At 71.0% G+C, this 15,605-nt stretch carries 12 protein-coding genes and 3 pseudogenes; 3 read left to right on the forward strand and 12 right to left on the reverse strand.

Annotated features, from left to right (window positions below; genetic code table 11):
• The first annotated feature begins 17 nt into the window (after window positions 1-17).
• Complete coding sequence (locus AW27_RS14635; protein WP_037921133.1) at window positions 18-506, forward strand: DUF3180 domain-containing protein; 489 nt, start codon at window positions 18-20, stop codon at window positions 504-506.
• Between the two features lie 159 nt (window positions 507-665).
• On the opposite strand, the gene folE is transcribed toward AW27_RS14635, so the two are convergent.
• The 6 genes from folE to dacB form a co-directional block, all read right to left on the reverse strand.
• Entirely contained in the window at window positions 666-1,274 is a 609-nt protein-coding gene (gene folE, locus AW27_RS14640; RefSeq protein WP_037921130.1) for a GTP cyclohydrolase I FolE, read from the reverse strand.
• A gap of 105 nt (window positions 1,275-1,379) precedes the next feature.
• Window positions 1,380-3,404, reverse strand: coding sequence for an ATP-dependent zinc metalloprotease FtsH (gene ftsH / locus AW27_RS14645; RefSeq protein ID WP_037921127.1), 2,025 nt, complete (start codon window positions 3,402-3,404; stop codon window positions 1,380-1,382).
• 206 nt (window positions 3,405-3,610) lie between these two features.
• On the reverse strand, window positions 3,611-4,171 hold the full coding sequence (hpt, locus tag AW27_RS14650) for a hypoxanthine phosphoribosyltransferase (RefSeq protein ID WP_030010907.1): 561 nt from the start codon (window positions 4,169-4,171) through the stop codon (window positions 3,611-3,613).
• Window positions 4,172-4,236: 65 nt separating this feature from the next.
• A complete protein-coding gene (tilS, locus tag AW27_RS14655; RefSeq protein WP_037921125.1) occupies window positions 4,237-5,298 on the reverse strand; it encodes a tRNA lysidine(34) synthetase TilS in 1,062 nt (353 codons plus the stop codon).
• A gap of 309 nt (window positions 5,299-5,607) precedes the next feature.
• The gene (locus tag AW27_RS14660; RefSeq protein WP_052030443.1) at window positions 5,608-6,771 is read right to left on the reverse strand and encodes a zinc-dependent metalloprotease; all 1,164 of its coding nucleotides are present in this window, start codon (window positions 6,769-6,771) and stop codon (window positions 5,608-5,610) included.
• A 38-nt stretch (window positions 6,772-6,809) separates the two neighbouring features.
• Window positions 6,810-8,252 (reverse strand): D-alanyl-D-alanine carboxypeptidase/D-alanyl-D-alanine endopeptidase, encoded by a 1,443-nt coding sequence (gene dacB / locus AW27_RS14665; protein ID WP_037921122.1) that lies wholly within the window; start codon window positions 8,250-8,252, stop codon window positions 6,810-6,812.
• 163 nt (window positions 8,253-8,415) lie between these two features.
• Here dacB and AW27_RS14670 point away from each other — a divergent pair, with 163 nt between their 5' ends.
• Both AW27_RS14670 and AW27_RS14675 read left to right on the forward strand, forming a co-directional pair.
• Complete coding sequence (locus tag AW27_RS14670) at window positions 8,416-8,910, forward strand: inorganic diphosphatase (protein WP_030031597.1); 495 nt, start codon at window positions 8,416-8,418, stop codon at window positions 8,908-8,910.
• A gap of 177 nt (window positions 8,911-9,087) precedes the next feature.
• Window positions 9,088-10,731, forward strand: a complete 1,644-nt coding sequence (locus tag AW27_RS14675; protein ID WP_037921119.1) for a threonine/serine exporter family protein — start codon at window positions 9,088-9,090, stop codon at window positions 10,729-10,731.
• A gap of 100 nt (window positions 10,732-10,831) precedes the next feature.
• Here AW27_RS14675 and AW27_RS14680 read toward each other — a convergent pair whose 3' ends face one another.
• The 6 genes and pseudogenes from AW27_RS14680 to mrdA all read right to left on the reverse strand — a co-directional run.
• Complete coding sequence (locus AW27_RS14680; protein WP_037921116.1) at window positions 10,832-11,542, reverse strand: VTT domain-containing protein; 711 nt, start codon at window positions 11,540-11,542, stop codon at window positions 10,832-10,834.
• A gap of 119 nt (window positions 11,543-11,661) precedes the next feature.
• Complete coding sequence (locus tag AW27_RS14685; protein ID WP_037921115.1) at window positions 11,662-12,420, reverse strand: MerR family transcriptional regulator; 759 nt, start codon at window positions 12,418-12,420, stop codon at window positions 11,662-11,664.
• 76 nt (window positions 12,421-12,496) lie between these two features.
• A pseudogene (locus AW27_RS14690) lies at window positions 12,497-12,613 on the reverse strand (ABC transporter permease); the annotation flags it as partial.
• Window positions 12,570-12,848, reverse strand: a pseudogene (locus AW27_RS14695) (ATP-binding cassette domain-containing protein); the annotation flags it as partial. The pseudogenes AW27_RS14695 and AW27_RS14690, both read right to left, overlap by 44 nt.
• Window positions 12,849-12,880: 32 nt before the next feature.
• Window positions 12,881-13,393, reverse strand: coding sequence for a DinB family protein (locus AW27_RS14700; RefSeq protein ID WP_037921113.1), 513 nt, complete (start codon window positions 13,391-13,393; stop codon window positions 12,881-12,883).
• Window positions 13,394-13,493: 100 nt separating this feature from the next.
• Window positions 13,494-15,575: pseudogene (mrdA, locus tag AW27_RS14705) on the reverse strand (penicillin-binding protein 2); the annotation flags it as partial.
• Between the last annotated feature and the right edge of the window lie 30 nt (window positions 15,576-15,605).

Genomic DNA, 15,605 nt, shown 5'->3' on the forward strand with positions numbered 1-15,605 from the left:
AAAGTGGGGACGGGCAAGTGAAGCAACTGAGGCCGGGGGTCCTGGCGGGCATCTTCGTGGTCGCCGGGGTCCTGTCCTGGGCCGGTGCCCGGCTGTGGAACGCGTACGGCACCCTGCCGGGCGTTCCGCTGGCCGCGCCGATCGTCCTGGGGGCCATTGCCGTGGTGCTGCTGGCCACCGCACTGTCCCTGAAGGCCCGGCTCAAGGCCCAGCGGGAGCGCCGCCCGGGCGCGAAGGGCGTGGAGCCGCTCATGGCGGCCCGCGCGGTGGTCTTCGGACAGGCCAGCGCGCTGGTGGCCGCGCTGGTGGCGGGCATGTACGGCGGTGTGGGGGTCTTCCTGCTGACCGACTCCCTCGATGTCCCCGCCCGCCGCGACCAGGCCTGGTACGCCGGATTCTCCGTCCTGGCAGGCATCGCGGTCATCGCCGCCGCACTCTTCCTGGAGCGCGTCCTGAAGCTCCCCGAGGACGAGGACCCCGCCCCGGAGACCCCCGCCCGGGCGTAGGGCGTCCCGTTCGCCGTCAGGCCTCCCACGGGGCGCGGACCAGGTGCCCGTTCACCAGGACGTCAGGATGGGGTGCGCGCCGGAAGCCCACAGCATCGGTCCCCCTCCGCGAACTGAAGTCTCGGAGGGGGACCGGAGCGGACAGCGCTGACAGTGCCGCTAGCGAGCCATGATGAGGCTCATCGCCTCGGCCCGGGTGGCCGTGGTACGGAGCTGGCCCCGAACTGCGGACGTGGTGGTCTTGGCGCCCGGCTTGCGGATGCCGCGGACCGACATGCACATGTGCTCCGCCTCGATCACCACGATGGCCCCGCGTGCGTCAAGGATCTCCATCAGGGAGTCCGCTATCTGCGTCGTGAGGCGCTCCTGGACCTGCGGTCGGCGGGCGTAGACCTCCACAAGGCGGGCGAGCTTCGACAGGCCCGTGATCTTGCCGTTCTCCGACGGGATGTAGCCGACGTGCGCGACTCCGTGGAACGGCAGCAGATGGTGCTCACACAGGGAAACGATCTCGATGTCCTTCACCAGGACCATCTCGTCATGCCCCAGGTCGAACACCGTCGTCAGTACGTCCTCCGGCTCCTGCCACATGCCGGCGAGGATCTCCCGGTAGGCACGCGCCACGCGCGCCGGCGTCTCCAGGAGGCCCTCGCGGTCCGGGTCCTCGCCGACCGCGATCAGGAGTTCACGGACCGCAGCCTCCGCGCGCTTCTCGTCGAACTCGCCGATCCTGCCCTCGCCACCGGTCAGGGTCACTGGGTCGGTCATCTCATCCTCGTTCCTGTCCGCACACGCGGTCGTACTCATGTGCCGCGCCCCCCAGGCTAGAGCCTGGGGGGCGCGGCTTCCATTCCGGGTGGGTCGACCCTCCGGCTACTCCGGGAGGTCCTCCGGAGCCACCTCGATGCCCTTCTCCGTGGAGACCGGCGTGACGGCGGACGTGCCGTTCGCCGCGTTCGTCAGCTGCAGCTCCTTGGGGGAGAGCACCGGCGGACGGGTGGAGGGGGTGCGGCGGGAGGATCCGGTCCACGCGGGGCGGGCCGGACGCTTGACGATGGTCGAGAAGATCTCGGCGATCTCCTCCTTGCCCAGCGTCTCCTTCTCCAGCAGCGCGAGGACCAGGTTGTCGAGGACGTCGCGGTTCTCGACGAGGATCTCCCAGGCCTCGTTGTGCGCGGTCTCGATGAGCTTCTTGACCTCTTCGTCGACCAGCGCCGCGACCTCTTCCGAGTAGTCCCGCGGGTGCGACATCTCGCGGCCCAGGAACGGCTCGGTGTTGTCGCCGCCGAACTTGATCGCGCCGAGGCGCTCGGTCATGCCGTACTGCGTGACCATGGCCCGCGCCGTGGCCGTGGCCTTCTCGATGTCGTTCGCCGCGCCCGTGGTCGGGTCGTGGAAGACCAGCTCCTCGGCCGCGCGCCCGCCCAGCATGTACGCCAGCTGGTCGAGCATCTCGTTGCGCGTGGTCGAGTACTTGTCCTCGTCGGGCAGGACCATGGTGTAGCCCAGGGCCCGGCCGCGGGACAGGATCGTGATCTTGTGGACCGGGTCGGAGTTCGGCGAGGCCGCCGCGACCAGGGCGTGTCCGCCCTCGTGGTACGCGGTGATCTTCTTCTCGCGGTCCGACATGATCCGGGTCCGCTTCTGCGGGCCCGCCACGACACGGTCGATCGCCTCGTCCAGGACGTGGTTGTCGATCAGCTTCTTGTCCGAGCGGGCCGTGAGGAGCGCGGCCTCGTTGAGGACGTTGGAGAGATCGGCACCGGTGAAGCCCGGGGTGCGGCGGGCGACGGCGCCCAGGTCCACGTCCGGGGCGACCGGCTTGCCCTTCTGGTGGACCTTGAGGATCTCCAGACGGCCCTGCATGTCGGGACGGTCGACCGCGATCTGCCGGTCGAAGCGGCCCGGGCGCAGGAGCGCCGGGTCGAGGATGTCGGGCCGGTTCGTGGCGGCGATCAGGATGACGCCGCCCTTCACGTCGAAGCCGTCCATCTCGACGAGCAGCTGGTTGAGGGTCTGCTCGCGCTCGTCGTGGCCGCCGCCGAGGCCCGCACCGCGGTGCCGGCCGACGGCGTCGATCTCGTCGACGAAGACGATCGCCGGGGCGTTGGCCTTGGCCTGCTCGAACAGGTCGCGGACACGCGAGGCACCGACGCCGACGAACATCTCGACGAAGTCGGAACCGGAGATCGAGTAGAAGGGAACACCCGCCTCGCCCGCGACGGCGCGCGCGAGCAGGGTCTTGCCGGTGCCGGGCGGGCCGTAGAGGAGCACGCCCTTGGGGATCTTGGCGCCGACGGCCTGGAACTTCGCCGGCTCCTGGAGGAACTCCTTGATCTCGTGGAGTTCCTCGACGGCCTCGTCCGAGCCCGCGACGTCGGCGAACGTGGTCTTCGGGGTGTCCTTGGTGATCAGCTTGGCCTTGGACTTCCCGAAGTTCATGACTCGGGAGCCGCCGCCCTGCATCTGGTTCATCAGGAACAGGAAGACAACGACGATGAGGACGAAGGGCAGGAGCGAGAGCAGCACGCTCAGGAACGGGCTGGTCTTGTCCGGGGTGACGGAGTAGCCGTCCGGGATCTGACCGGCGTCGTATTTGGTCTGGAGGGTCTGGGCGAGCTGGACGCCCTGATCCCCGATGTAGTTGGCCTGGAACTTGGTGCCGTCGTGCTTGCCGAGCTTCTCGCCTTGCTTGAGCTCAATCTTGATCATCTGGCTGTCGCCGGTGGTCAGCTTGGCTGTCTCCACCTGGCCAGTGTTGATCGCCTTGATGACCTCGCTGGTGTCCACCGACTTGTAGCCGCCGCCGGAGCCGACGACATTCATCAACACGACCACGGCGAGGACGGCCAGCACGATCCACATGACCGGCCCACGGAAGTATCGCTTCACGTCCATCCATACGGGGCGCCAGGCGCCCCGTCCCTCCTGCCCGTAGGTAAATGCTGCTGTGTGAGTAAAGACTGTTCTTCGGAATGTACCCCTGAATTGTCACCCGCGGCCCGTGGGACGGGTGACAGACCCGCCTTCCCCTGCTCCAACGGCGGGAACCGCCCCCGGGTTCCCCGGCCGGGCCGGTGGTTCCCAGGGGGGGCCGGTCGGGGTCAGCCGCCGTAGACGTGCGGGGCGAGGGTGCCGACGAACGGCAGGTTGCGGTACTTCTCCGCGTAGTCGAGGCCGTAGCCCACGACGAACTCGTTCGGGATGTCGAAGCCGACCCACTTCACGTCGATCGCGACCTTCGCGGCCTCGGGCTTGCGCAGCAGCGTGACGACCTCCAGAGAGGCCGGCTGGCGGGAGCCCAGGTTCGACAGCAGCCAGGACAGCGTCAGCCCGGAGTCGATGATGTCCTCGACGATCAGGACGTGCTTGTCCTTGATGTCGGTGTCCAGGTCCTTGAGGATCCGCACCACGCCGGAGGACTGGGTTCCGGCGCCGTACGAGGACACCGCCATCCAGTCCATGGTGAGCGGGGTGGACAAGGCGCGCGCCAGGTCCGCCATCACCATGACAGCGCCCTTGAGCACGCCGACGATGAGCAGGTCCTTGCCCGCGTACTCCGCGTCGATCTTCGCGGCCAGCTCGGCCAGCTTCGCGTCGATCTCTTCCTTGGTGATGAGCACCGACTGGAGGTCGTTGCCCATGTCCTTCTCGTCCACCCGCATCACTTTCGTTGTCGGCCGGGGCTCCGGGGTGGCCCCCGGAGGACTCAGCCGTGTTTCAGCACCAATCAGCCCTGCCGGATGACAAGTCTGCCACCCTGGCGCTGGGCCTCCACCCGGCCGGGCAGGTTGATGGCACCCTGACCGCGCCATCCGGTGATGAGGCGGTCGACTTCCTCGATGTGGCGCGCGAAGAGGGAGCCCGCGGGGGAGCCGGCGGCGACGACGGCCCTGCGCAGCACCCGGCGGCGGACGGCCGGGGGGAGGGCGTACAGCTTGGCGCACTCCAGGCGGCCGTCCTCGTCGCGTACGCCGCGGTCCGCCTCGGCGGCCCAGGCGTCGAGCGCGTCGGCGTCGTCGCGGGAGAGCTGGGCGGTACGGGCGAGGGCCTCCACGACACCCTTGCCGAGCGCCTTCTCCAAGGCGGGCAGTCCCTCGTGGCGCAGGCGGGAGCGGGTGTAGGCGGGGTCCATGTTGTGCGGGTCGTCCCAGACGGCCAGGGACTGCACCATGCACGCCTTGCGGGCGGTCTGCCGGTCGACCTGGAGGAAGGGGCGGCGGTAGCGGTGGCTGCGTCCGGGACCGCCGGAGACTTCGGCCATGCCGGAGAGCGAGCGGATGCCGGATCCGCGGGCGAGTCCCAGCAGGACGGTTTCCGCTTGATCGTCCCGAGTGTGGCCGAGCAGCACCGCGGCGGCACCGAGGCGGTCGGCGGCCTCGTCCAGGGCGCCGTAGCGGGCGTCGCGGGCGGCGGCCTCGGGGCCTGCGCCGCGGCCGACGCGCACGGCGACGGACTCCACCGGGTCCAGGCCGAGGGAGGTCATGCGGGCGACGACTTCGGCGGCCCGCTGGTCGGAGCCGGCCTGCAGTCCGTGGTCGACGGTGATGCCGCCGGCCCGGATACCGAGTTTGGGGGCCTCGAAGGCGAGGGCCGAGGCGAGGGCCATGGAGTCGGCGCCGCCGGAGCAGGCGACGAGCACGAGTGGCGGGGTGCCCGAGCCGGTGCGACGGTCGGCACGGGGGATGCCTCCGGACGGAGTCCGGGGGAGGTCGGTGAGGTCGGTGAGGACGTCGTGGAGTACGCGGCGGACCGCCAGGCGTATCGCCGCGACCGCAGGATGGGGACCCATGTCCGGTGCCCTTCGATGGAGTTGGGATGCCTCGGAGGCTTCGGGTGGTGTGCGGGGGCGCTTGCCCGACTACCCCCGCAGAACGGAGAGGATGTCACTCAGAGTGCGTCGATGGTGACAGAACCGAGCCGTTCCCCGAGCATCGCACGCCCTTCTACGGCTCACGGTCCCTCGGACGGGTGATGCTGCTTCCCCCAGTGAGACATGTTTAGGCCTCTCCGTCACGTGTGGCGCGGGTGAACGTGGGAGAAGGGCCGGGACCGTGCGGCACGGGCCCGCCGGCGCGCGGCGGGCCCGTGCGCCCGGGTGTCAGCCCTCCCGGTCCTCCCCGCCGGTCTCCCCTCCCGTCTCGCCCCCCTTGCCGTGGACCCTGGCCACCCAGTCCGCGGGCCGGTCGATCTCCGCCTTGGTGGGCAGCGTGTTCGGTGAGGTCCAGACCCGGTTGAAGCCGTCCATGCCCACCTGGCCGACGACGGCACGCACGAAGCGCTCGCCGTCGCGGTACTGGCGCAGCTTGGCGTCGAGGCCGAGCAGCTTGCGCAGGGCGGCGTCGAGCCGACCCGCTCCGCTGGCGCGGCGCTGCTGGAACTTCTCCCGGATCTCGGCGACCGAGGGCACCACCTGGGGGCCGACGCCGTCCATGACGAAGTCGGCGTGGCCCTCCAGCAGGGACATGACGGCGGTGAGGCGGCCGAGGATCTCGCGCTGCTCGGGGGTCTGCACGAGCTCGACGAGGGAGCGGCCCTCGTCTCCGCGCTCGGCGTCGGGGCGGGCGCCGGCGAAGGACTGGGCGGCCTCCCGGATGCGTTCGAGGACGGTCATCGGGTCCACGTCGGTGGCGCCGAGAAACGTCTGGATCTCGCCTTCGAGGTGGGCCCGCAGCCACGGGACGGCCGTGAACTGGGTACGGTGCGTCTCCTCGTGCAGGCAGACCCAGAGCCGGAAGTCGTGCGGGGCCACCTCCAGCTCGCGCTCGACGTGCACGATGTTCGGGGCGACGAGCAGCAGCCGGCCGCCCGCCGCGGAGGCCGGCAGGTCGCGGGAGACGGGCGCGAAGGTCTCGTACTGCCCCAGGACCCGAGAGGCCAGGAAGCTGAGCAGCATGCCCAGCTCGACGCCGGTGACCTTGCCGCCGACGGCCCCGAGCACGGCTCCGCCGGGGGCGGCCGCGCGGCGGTCCTGCATCTTGCCGAGGAGCGGCATGAGCAGCTCCCGGAATCCGGCGACGTTGGCCTTGACCCAGCCGGCCCGGTCGACGACCAGGACGGGGGTGTCGGGGACGGCGGCGCCGTCCGGGATCATCCGGGTGAACTCGCGTACGTGCCGTTCCGAGGTCCTGGCGTGCCCGCGCAGCTCGGCGACGACGGCCCGTGCCTCGTCCCGGGTGACCTCCGGGCCGGGCCGTACCAGCCGGGTCGCGGTCGCGACCGCGAGGTTCCAGTCGACCATCTCCGCACCACTGATGCTCGTCATGCGTCAACCGTACGTGGGGGAGGCGTCCTGCGGACCCCTTACGGAGCGCCCGCGACAGCTGCGGCCAGCTTGTCGAGGCCCTTCTCGGCACCCTGGGGGCCGGGGCTGTTCGCCGTGAGGAAGGCGAAGGCGAGGAGCCTGCCGGCGGGGTCGACCACGGTGCCGGACAGGGAGTTCACTCCGGTGAGGGTGCCGGTCTTGGCGCGGACCAGGCCGGCCGCCGGGGAGGTGCCCGCGTTGCGGGCGCGCAGGGTCCCGGTGAATCCGGCGACGGGCAGCCCGGTGAGGACGGGCCGCAGCTCGGGGTGCTGCGGGTCGGCGGCCTTGGTGAGCAGGCCGGTCAGCAGGCTTGCGCTGACCTTGTCGGCGCGGCTCAGTCCGCTGCCGTCGGCGAAGCGGGAGCCGCTCGTGTCGATGCCGAGGGCGGCGAGCCGTTCGGTGACGGCCTTCTCGGCCCCCTCGAAGCTGGCGGGCCGGCCGGAGGCGAGGGCGGTCTGCCGGGCGAGGGCCTCGGCGATGTCGTTGTCGCTGTTGGTCAGCATCCGCTCGACGAGGCCGGCCACCGGGGCGGACCGGGTGACGGCCAGCGGCTGGACACCGGCCGCCGGCCTGGCCCGGGCGGGTTCCCCGGTGACCGTGATGCCGCGCTCCGCCAGCAGGGCGCCGAAGGCGCGGGCGGCGGCACCGGCCGGGTCGTCGGTGCGGTCCACGGGCCCGGAGACGGAGTCGTCGGGGCGGCCCTCGTCGGCCGCCAGTGCGGTCACCGGGGCGATGTTGGGGTTGACGCCGATCGGGTGCCGGACGGGGCCGCTGTAGAGGCTGTCGTCGTACCCGAGGGTCACGGTGTCGGTGCCGGCGGCCTTGAGCGCCTGCGCGGCGTCGGCGGCGAGGACGACGAGACTGCCGCCGGCACCGGCGGGGTTCTTCCGCTTCGCGGTGAGGGAGGGGTCGCCGCCGCCGACGAGGACGATCTGGCCGGGGGCGGCGCCGGGCACGACGGTGGTCCTGATCCGGTGCTCGGGCCCGAGCGCGGCCAGGACGGCGGCCGCGGTGGCGATCTTGACGGTGGAGGCGGGCGTCATCGCGGTCCGCGCCCCGGACTCGTAGAGCACCTGTCCGGTGGCGGTGTCCACGACGGAGGCGGTACGGACGGTGCCGAGGGCCGGATCGGCCAGCAGCGGGCCCAGCCTGGCGGCCAGTGTGCCGGCCGGTGCGGCCGCGGCGGCCTGCCCCTGCGGAACGCCGGGCCCGACGGCGGCCAGGACCCCGGGGGCACTGGGCGCGGCCTGCGGAAGGCGCTCGGCGCCGGCCGCGCCACCGTGATCTGCACCACCCGTGCGGCTCCAGGAGGCAGCCGCGTCCCGCTCGGCCTTACGCTGGCCGGAGTCCCACGGACCGGCGGCGGTCACGGCTGCCACCGACAGGGCGAGGCCGGCGACGGCCGCACCCGCGGTGAGCTGCCACGTCTTGACCAATGGCATCTCGGACCAGCCCCTTTCGCGATCACACATATGCGTGAGGGACACTTAACCACTGCGTCTTGCCGCGAGCATGGCACCCCACCCGAGAGGGACGGGCCGGACGCGCACGCAGTTGAATCAATGCCGTCTCGAAGCAATGAAGCTGATCATGGAGGAGCAGGACGTGGAGTTCGACGTCACCATCGAGATCCCCAAGGGTTCGCGGAACAAGTACGAGGTGGACCACGAGACCGGCCGGATCCGTCTGGACCGTCGCCTCTTCACCTCGACCAGCTACCCGGCCGACTACGGCTTCGTCGAGAACACCCTCGGTGAGGACGGCGACCCGCTGGACGCGCTGGTCATCCTCGACGAGCCGACCTTCCCGGGCTGCCTGATCAAGTGCCGCGCCATCGGCATGTTCCGCATGACGGACGAGGCGGGCGGCGACGACAAGCTGCTCTGCGTGCCGGCCTCCGACCCGCGCGTCGAGCACCTGCGCGACATCCACCACGTGTCCGAGTTCGACCGCCTGGAGATCCAGCACTTCTTCGAGGTCTACAAGGACCTGGAGCCGGGCAAGTCGGTCGAGGGCGCGAACTGGGTCGGCCGCGCCGAGGCCGAGGCCGAGATCGAGGCCTCGTACAAGCGCCTGGAGGCGCAGGGCGGCCACCACTGAGCCCAGGCTCGGTGGTAGCTGGGCCGGGGCACTCCCCCGCGCCCTCCGAAGCATGACGGCGGGCGGCATTCCCTCGGGGATGCCGCCCGCCGTCGTGCTTCCGGGGGAGCCAGGTTTCGACGGGGAGGAAACGGTTCCGCATACTGATGATCCGGGTGATCACGAACAGGAGGACGCGTGGCGGAGGCCGACGGGGCGGAGGACAGGAAGCCCCAGTCCGACGAGGCGCACAGCGCCTTCACGCCGCCTCCGGGCATGGAGCCGGACACGGCCGACGACGACCAGCCCACCTCCGAGTTCGTCCGCCCGCCGAACACCGGTCCGGCCCCGCCCGAGCCGGAGGGCTCGGCCTTCGCCGCGCCGGCCACCTACAGCGCCGCGCAATCCCCTCCCGCCTACACCCCCGGCCAGGGCTTCCCCGCCGTCCGGCTGAAGGAGTCGCCCTGGCAGGACCGCATGCGCACGATGCTGCGCATGCCGGTCGACGTGCGCCCCGTACCGGACCTCGTGCAGCGGCCGAGCGAGGCGGGGCCCGCCGTGGGCCGCGTGCTCGACCTGACGCTGCGCATCGGCGAGCTGCTGCTGTCGGGCGGCGAGGGCTCCGAGGACGTGGAGGCGGCGATGTTCGCCGTGGCCCGCTCCTACGGGCTGGACCGCTGCGAGCCGACGGTCACCTTCACCATGCTGTCGATCACGCACCAGCCGTCGCTGGTCGACGATCCGGTCTCGGCGAGCCGGACGGTGCGCCGCCGGGGCACCGACTACACCCGTCTGGCGGCGGTGTTCCGGCTGGTGGCCGACATCAGCTCGCCGGACACCGACATCACGCTGGAAGAGGCCTACCGGCGCCTCGCCGAGATCCGGCGCAACCGGCACCCGTACCCCACGTGGGTGCTGACGGCGGCCGCGGGGCTGCTCGCCGGGGCCGCCTCGGTGCTGGTCGGCGGCCGGGTGCTGGTCTTCTGCGCGGCCGCGCTGGGCGCGGTCCTCGGTGACCGGCTCGCGTGGCTGTGCGCCGGGCGCGGGCTGCCGGAGTTCTACCAGTTCGTGGCCGCCGCGATGCCGCCGGCCGCCTTCGGGGTGGCGCTCAAGCTCGCGGAGATCGAGGACATCAAGGCCTCCGCCGTGATCACCGGCGGACTGTTCGCGCTGCTGCCCGGGCGGGCCCTGGTCGCGGCCGTGCAGGACGGCCTGACGGGCTTCTACATCACCGCGGCCGCCCGGCTCCTGGAGGTCATGTACCTCTTCATCGGCATCATCATGGGCGTACTGGTCGTGCTCTATCTCGGCCTCCAGCTGGGCGCCTCGCCCAAGCCGGAGGAGGTCCTCCAGATCACCGAGCGGCCGCTGATCCAGATCGCGGCGTCGATGGTGCTGGTCTTCACCTTCGCGATCCTGCTCCAGCAGGAACGCTCGACCGTCTGGATCGTGACCCTGAACGGCGGGGTGGCGTGGGTGACGTTCGGAGCGCTGCACTACGCGGGCGGGATCCCGCCCGTGCCGGCCACCGCCGTCGCGGCCGGACTGGTGGGCCTCTTCGGCCAGCTCTTCTCCCGCTACCGCTTCGCCTCCGCCCTGCCGTACGTCACGGCCGCCATCGGGCCGCTGCTGCCGGGTTCGGCGACGTACTACGGGCTGCTGCTGATCGCCGAGGACCGGCTCAACGAGGGGCTCGGCTCCCTGGTGAACGCCGCGGCCATCGCGCTGGCCATCGCGATCGGGGTCAACCTGGGGTCGGAGACCTCCCGGCTGTTCATGCGCATCCCGGGGGCGGCGAGCGCCGGAAGCCGCGCGGCGGCGAAGCGGACCCGGGGCTACTGACGGCCGCCGGCGGCCCTGCGTCCGGGCGTCGGGGACGCGGAACGGGCCGCACCCCCTGCCCCGGTGGGGCGGGCGTACGGCCCGTTCGGCGCGTGCGGTCTCAGCGCTTGGCGTGGCGCCCGCGCTGACCCGGGGCCTGCGGGCCGGTGCCGTCGTCGGCGGCGACGGCCTCCGGGGCCCGGCCGGCGGCCGCCTTGGCCTCCTTGCGGGCCTTCAGCACCTCGAAGGCGACCGGGATGACGGACAGCAGGACGATGCCGACGAGGATCGGCTCGACGTTGTCCTTGATGAAGGAGATCTGCCCGAGCCAGTAGCCCGCGACGGTGACGCCCGCGCCCCACCCGATGCCGCCGATGATGTTGTAGGTGAGGAAGGTGCGGTACTTCATCGTGCCGGCGCCCGCGACCATCGGGGCGAAGGTGCGGATGATCGGCACGAAGCGGGCGAGCACGATGGCCTTGGGGCCGTGCTTGTCCATGAACTCGTGCGCCTTGTCCAGGTTCTCCCGCTTGAAGAGCTTGGAGTTCGGACGGTTGAAGAGCTTCGGCCCGAAGAACTTGCCGATCATGTAGCCGACCTGGTCGCCGATGATGGCCGCGGCGACGATGAGGGTGCAGACCAGCCACAGCGGCTGCTTGATGTACTGCCCGTCCGCGACCAGCAGACCGGCGGTGAACAGCAGGGAGTCGCCGGGGAGGAAGGCGAAGAGACCCGACTCGGCGAAGACGATGACCAGGATGCCGATCAGACCGAAGTGCGAGATCAGGTAGTCCGGGGACAGCCACTCAGGGCCGAGCGCAAGCGTATACACGGGTTCCGGGCTCTCCTGGATCGAGGGGGACGTGCCGATGGGGGCGGTTTCAATTATCAACGCACACGACCCCCGCCCGGTTCCAGGTACCGGCGGGGGTCGCCTGCGGGATATTCCGCTTACACCTGGCGCACGGCGTTCGCGAGGATCGCGTTGCGCAGGTGCGCCGCGAAGCCCGGCTTCATCGCATCGTAGAACGCCGTGAAGCGCTCGTCCGCCACGTACATCTCGCCGAGGCAGGTGTGCATCTCGTAGGGGCAGTCGTAGAACCACGTGTGGATGTGCAGGCGGTGCTCCTCTGCGAGGTCCATCGCACGCTCGCCGTCGGCGGCTTCGCCCGCCTCCATGGCCGCCGCGTAGCGGCGGCCCCATGCGGCGGACTCGTCCTGGATCCGCTGCCAGTCGTCCTTGGTGTACGAGGCCGCCCGGCGCTGCGACTCGGCGTACGCCTCGGTGTCGCCCCAGCGCTCCTCGGCCTCCTGTGCGTAACGCTCCGGGTCCTTGTCCCCGAAGACCTCGAACTTCTCCTCGGGCGTGAGGTTGATGCCCATCTTCTTCGCCTCCATGGCGTGCTCAACGGCCTTGGCCATCTGCTGGAGCCGGGCGATCCGGTCGGTCAGCAGGGCATGCTGCCGGCGCAGATGCTCCTGTGGATCCGACTGCGGGTCGTCCAGCAGGACCGCGACCTCGTCGAGGGGGAAGCCGAGCTCCCGGTAGAACAGGATCCGCTGAAGCCGGTCCAGGTCGGCGTCGTCGTACCGCCGGTGTCCCGCGCTGCTGCGGCCGCTCGGGGAGAGCAGGCCGATCTCGTCGTAGTGGTGCAGGGTGCGCACCGTGACGCCGGCGAAACCGGCGACCTGGCCCACGGAGTAGCCCATCGCTTCCCTCCTCTGCTCGGGTACGCCCTTCACTGTGGTTCCTCACGCCGCGTGAGGTGCAAGCCCTTTCCGCCGGCTACCTGCTCAGGCCCCGGTAGCGGCCCACCGCCAGCGGGAAGAAGACCGCGAGCAGCAGGAGCGGCCAGGCGACCGCCGGCAGGGCCGCGTGGTCGGCGGCCCACGAGGGCGCGGCCGCGCGGGTCGAGGCCGGTGGTCGGCTCGTCCAGAAACAGCACCTGCGGGTCCGTGATCAGGGAGGCGGCGAGGTCGAGCCGGCGCCGCATACCGCCGCTGTACTGCCTGGCCCCCTTCCGGCCGGTGTCCGCGAGGCCGAAGCGCTCCAGCGGTTCGTCGGCGCGCCGCCCGGCCCGGCGCGCGCCCAGGTGGTGGAGGCGGCCGAACAGGTCCAGGTTCTGCCGGCCGTCCGGCCCCTCGCCCCGCCCGGCACCCCGCCCTTCACCTAACCCATGGCCTTGGTGCCGTCGATGGATTCGCGGACGATGTCCGCATGGCCCGCGTGCCGGGCGAACTCCTCCACCAGGTGCAGCAGCATCCAGCGGACCGAGACCTTGGCGTCCTTCGGGAACCACGGCGCCGGCGGCAGCGGAAAGGTGGCGTCCAGGCTCGGGACGGCGGCGACGAAGGCCTCCGTCTCCTGTCGGATCCCGTCCCAGAACTCCAGGACCGAGGCCACGGACTCGCCCTCGGCGAGCCGGAAGGCGTTCGCGTAGTCCTCCTCGGTGCGCTGCCGTTCGTTCGGCTTCCGCTGGGCCATGCGCAGCCAGCTCAGCTCGCACTCGGCCACGTGCTTGAGCAGCCCGGACAGGCTGAGCTCGCTGGCGCTGGGGCGGCTCGCCGCCTGCTCCTCGTCCAGCCCGGCCAGCGTCCCGCGGATCGCCGCGCGCTGGGACTCGACGAAGGCGAGGAGCGTGCCGCGCTCGTCGCCGAGGACCTCGGTGGACATCTGAGTCATGACTGACCGCCTCCGCGTGCTGTCGCCGGGGGCCTCTCCCCCGACACCCCCACGCTACGCAGGGATGCGGTCGGTTCCTGTCCTAGTTGGCGGCTCCGTCGGGGGCGTCCTCGTGGTCCGGGCGGATCGCGGGCAGCTCCGTGGCCGGCTTCGGCAGCAGCGCCTTGGTGAGGTCCTGCCTGCCGGTCGGGTCGAGCCCGTACATCGCCTCGTAGATCTTGCGGACGGCCGGACCGGAGGCACCGGAGCCGGTGCCGCCCTGGGAGATGGTCATGACGATCGCGTAGTCCTCGGTGTACGAGGCGAACCACGAGGTGGTCTGCTTGCCCTGGACCTCGGCCGTACCGGTCTTGGCGTGCATCGGGATCTGCTTCTGCGGCCAGCCGCCGAAGCGCCAGGCGGCGCTGCCATTGGTCGCCACCCCGGCGAGGGCCCGGTCGATGTCATCGCGCGTCCTGGCGTCCATCGGGAGCCTGCCGGCCTCCTTGGGGGCGATCTCCTCCACCGACGTCCCGTCGGCGCTGACGATCGCCTTGCCGACGCTCGGCCGGTGCAGGGTGCCGCCGTTGGCGATGGCCGCGTAGACCGACGCCATCTGCAGCGGGGTGACGAGGGTGTCGCCCTGACCGATCGAGTAGTTGATCGCGTCGCCCTCGCGCAGCTGGTTGCCCTGGCGGCAGTTCTCGTAGGCGATCCGCTCGGCGAAGCTGCCGTTCTTCTTGCCGTCCCGGCACCAGGCGTCCTTGTTGGCGTCGAAGAAGTCCTGCTTCCACGCGCGGTCGGGGATCCGGCCGGGCACCTCGTTGGGCAGGTCGACGCCGGTGCGCTTGCCCAGACCGAACGCATGGGCCGTCTTGAAGAACCAGTCGTTCGGGTCCTTCTTCGGCTTGATGCCCCCGTCCTTCTTCCACTCCTGGTCGGCGAGCAGGTAGTAGACCGTGTCGCAGGAGACCTCCAGGGCCCGGCCGATGGTGATGTCGCCGTGGCCCTGCGACTCGAAGTTCGTGAAGGTCTGGCTGCCCACCGAGTACGAGCTGGGGCAGGGGTAGCGGTTGTTGAAGGGGTAGCCGGCGTTGACCGCGGCGGTGGAGGTGACCACCTTGAAGATGGAGCCCGGCGCCGCCTGCCCCTGGATCGCCCGGTTCAGCAGCGGGTAGTTGGACTTCTTGTCGGTGAGGGAGGCGTAGTCCTTCGCCGAGATGCCACCCACCCAGGCGTTCGGGTCGTAGGTCGGGTTCGAGGCCATCGCCACGATCCGGCCCGTCTTGGCCTCCATCACCACGACCGCGCCCGAGTCGGCCTCGTAGTTGCGCCCGGTGTTCCTGTCGTGCACCTTGCGCGCTTCGATCATGGCGTTGTTCAGCTCGCGCTCGGCGACGGCCTGCACCCGGGAGTCGATCGAGGTCACGACGTTCGAACCGGGCTGCGCCGGGTCCGTCCGGCCCTGCCCGATCACGCGCCCGAGGTTGTCCACCTCGTAGCGGGTGATGCCGGACTTCCCGCGCAGTTCCTTGTCGTACGTGCGCTCCAGACCGGAGCGGCCCACCTGGTCGGAGCGCAGGTACGGCGAGTCGGTCTTCTTCGCCTTGGTGATCTCTTCGTCGGTGACCGGGGAGAGGTACCCGAGCACCTGAGCGGTGTTGGCCTGGTCCGGGGCCGCGTAGCGGCGCAGCGCGGTCGCCTCGGCGGTGATGCCCGGGAAGTCCTCGGGGTGCTCACGGATCTGCAGGGCCTGCTCCGTGGTCGCCTCGTCGCTGACCGGGATCGGCTGGTAGGGGGAGCCGTTCCAGCAGGGCTGCCTGGTCTTGGAGTCGCAGAGCCGCACCTTGTCGATGACTTCCTGGGGGTCCATGCCGAGGACCCCGGCGAGCCGGGTCAGCACGGACTTGCCCTTGTCCTTCATGGTCAGCAGCTCGGTGCGGCTGGCGGAGACCACGAGGTGGGTCGCGTTGTCGGCGAGCGGTACCCCGCGCGCATCCAGGATGGAGCCGCGCACGGCCGGCTGGACCACCTGCTGGACGTGGTTGTTCTTGGCCTCGTCGGTGTACTCGGAGCCGTTGCGGATCTGGAGGTACCAGAGCCGTCCGCCCAGTGTGAGCAGGAGGGAGAAGACCACGACCTGGATGACGACGAGCCGGTTCTGGACCCGAGGGGTCCGGCCGGTCTCCGGTATGTTGCTCAACTCGATCTCCCCCGGGCGGCTGCCTACGCC

Source organism: Streptomyces sp. PCS3-D2, from assembly GCF_000612545.2.
In the GTDB taxonomy this organism is placed as follows: domain Bacteria; phylum Actinomycetota; class Actinomycetes; order Streptomycetales; family Streptomycetaceae; genus Streptomyces.

What these genes read in the sequence shown, in the direction of transcription:
- folE (WP_037921130.1), bottom strand. Translation starts at nt 1,274, where the DNA reads ATGACCGACCCAGTGACCCTGACCGGTGGCGAGGGCAGGATCGGCGAG.
- ftsH (WP_037921127.1), bottom strand. Translation starts at nt 3,404, where the DNA reads ATGGACGTGAAGCGATACTTCCGTGGGCCGGTCATGTGGATCGTGCTG.
- hpt (WP_030010907.1), bottom strand. Translation starts at nt 4,171, where the DNA reads ATGCGGGTGGACGAGAAGGACATGGGCAACGACCTCCAGTCGGTGCTC.
- tilS (WP_037921125.1), bottom strand. Translation starts at nt 5,298, where the DNA reads ATGGGTCCCCATCCTGCGGTCGCGGCGATACGCCTGGCGGTCCGCCGC.
- AW27_RS14660 (WP_052030443.1), bottom strand. Translation starts at nt 6,771, where the DNA reads ATGACGAGCATCAGTGGTGCGGAGATGGTCGACTGGAACCTCGCGGTC.
- dacB (WP_037921122.1), bottom strand. Translation starts at nt 8,252, where the DNA reads ATGCCATTGGTCAAGACGTGGCAGCTCACCGCGGGTGCGGCCGTCGCC.
- AW27_RS14685 (WP_037921115.1), bottom strand. Translation starts at nt 12,420, where the DNA reads ATGGGCTACTCCGTGGGCCAGGTCGCCGGTTTCGCCGGCGTCACGGTG.
- AW27_RS14700 (WP_037921113.1), bottom strand. Translation starts at nt 13,393, where the DNA reads ATGACTCAGATGTCCACCGAGGTCCTCGGCGACGAGCGCGGCACGCTC.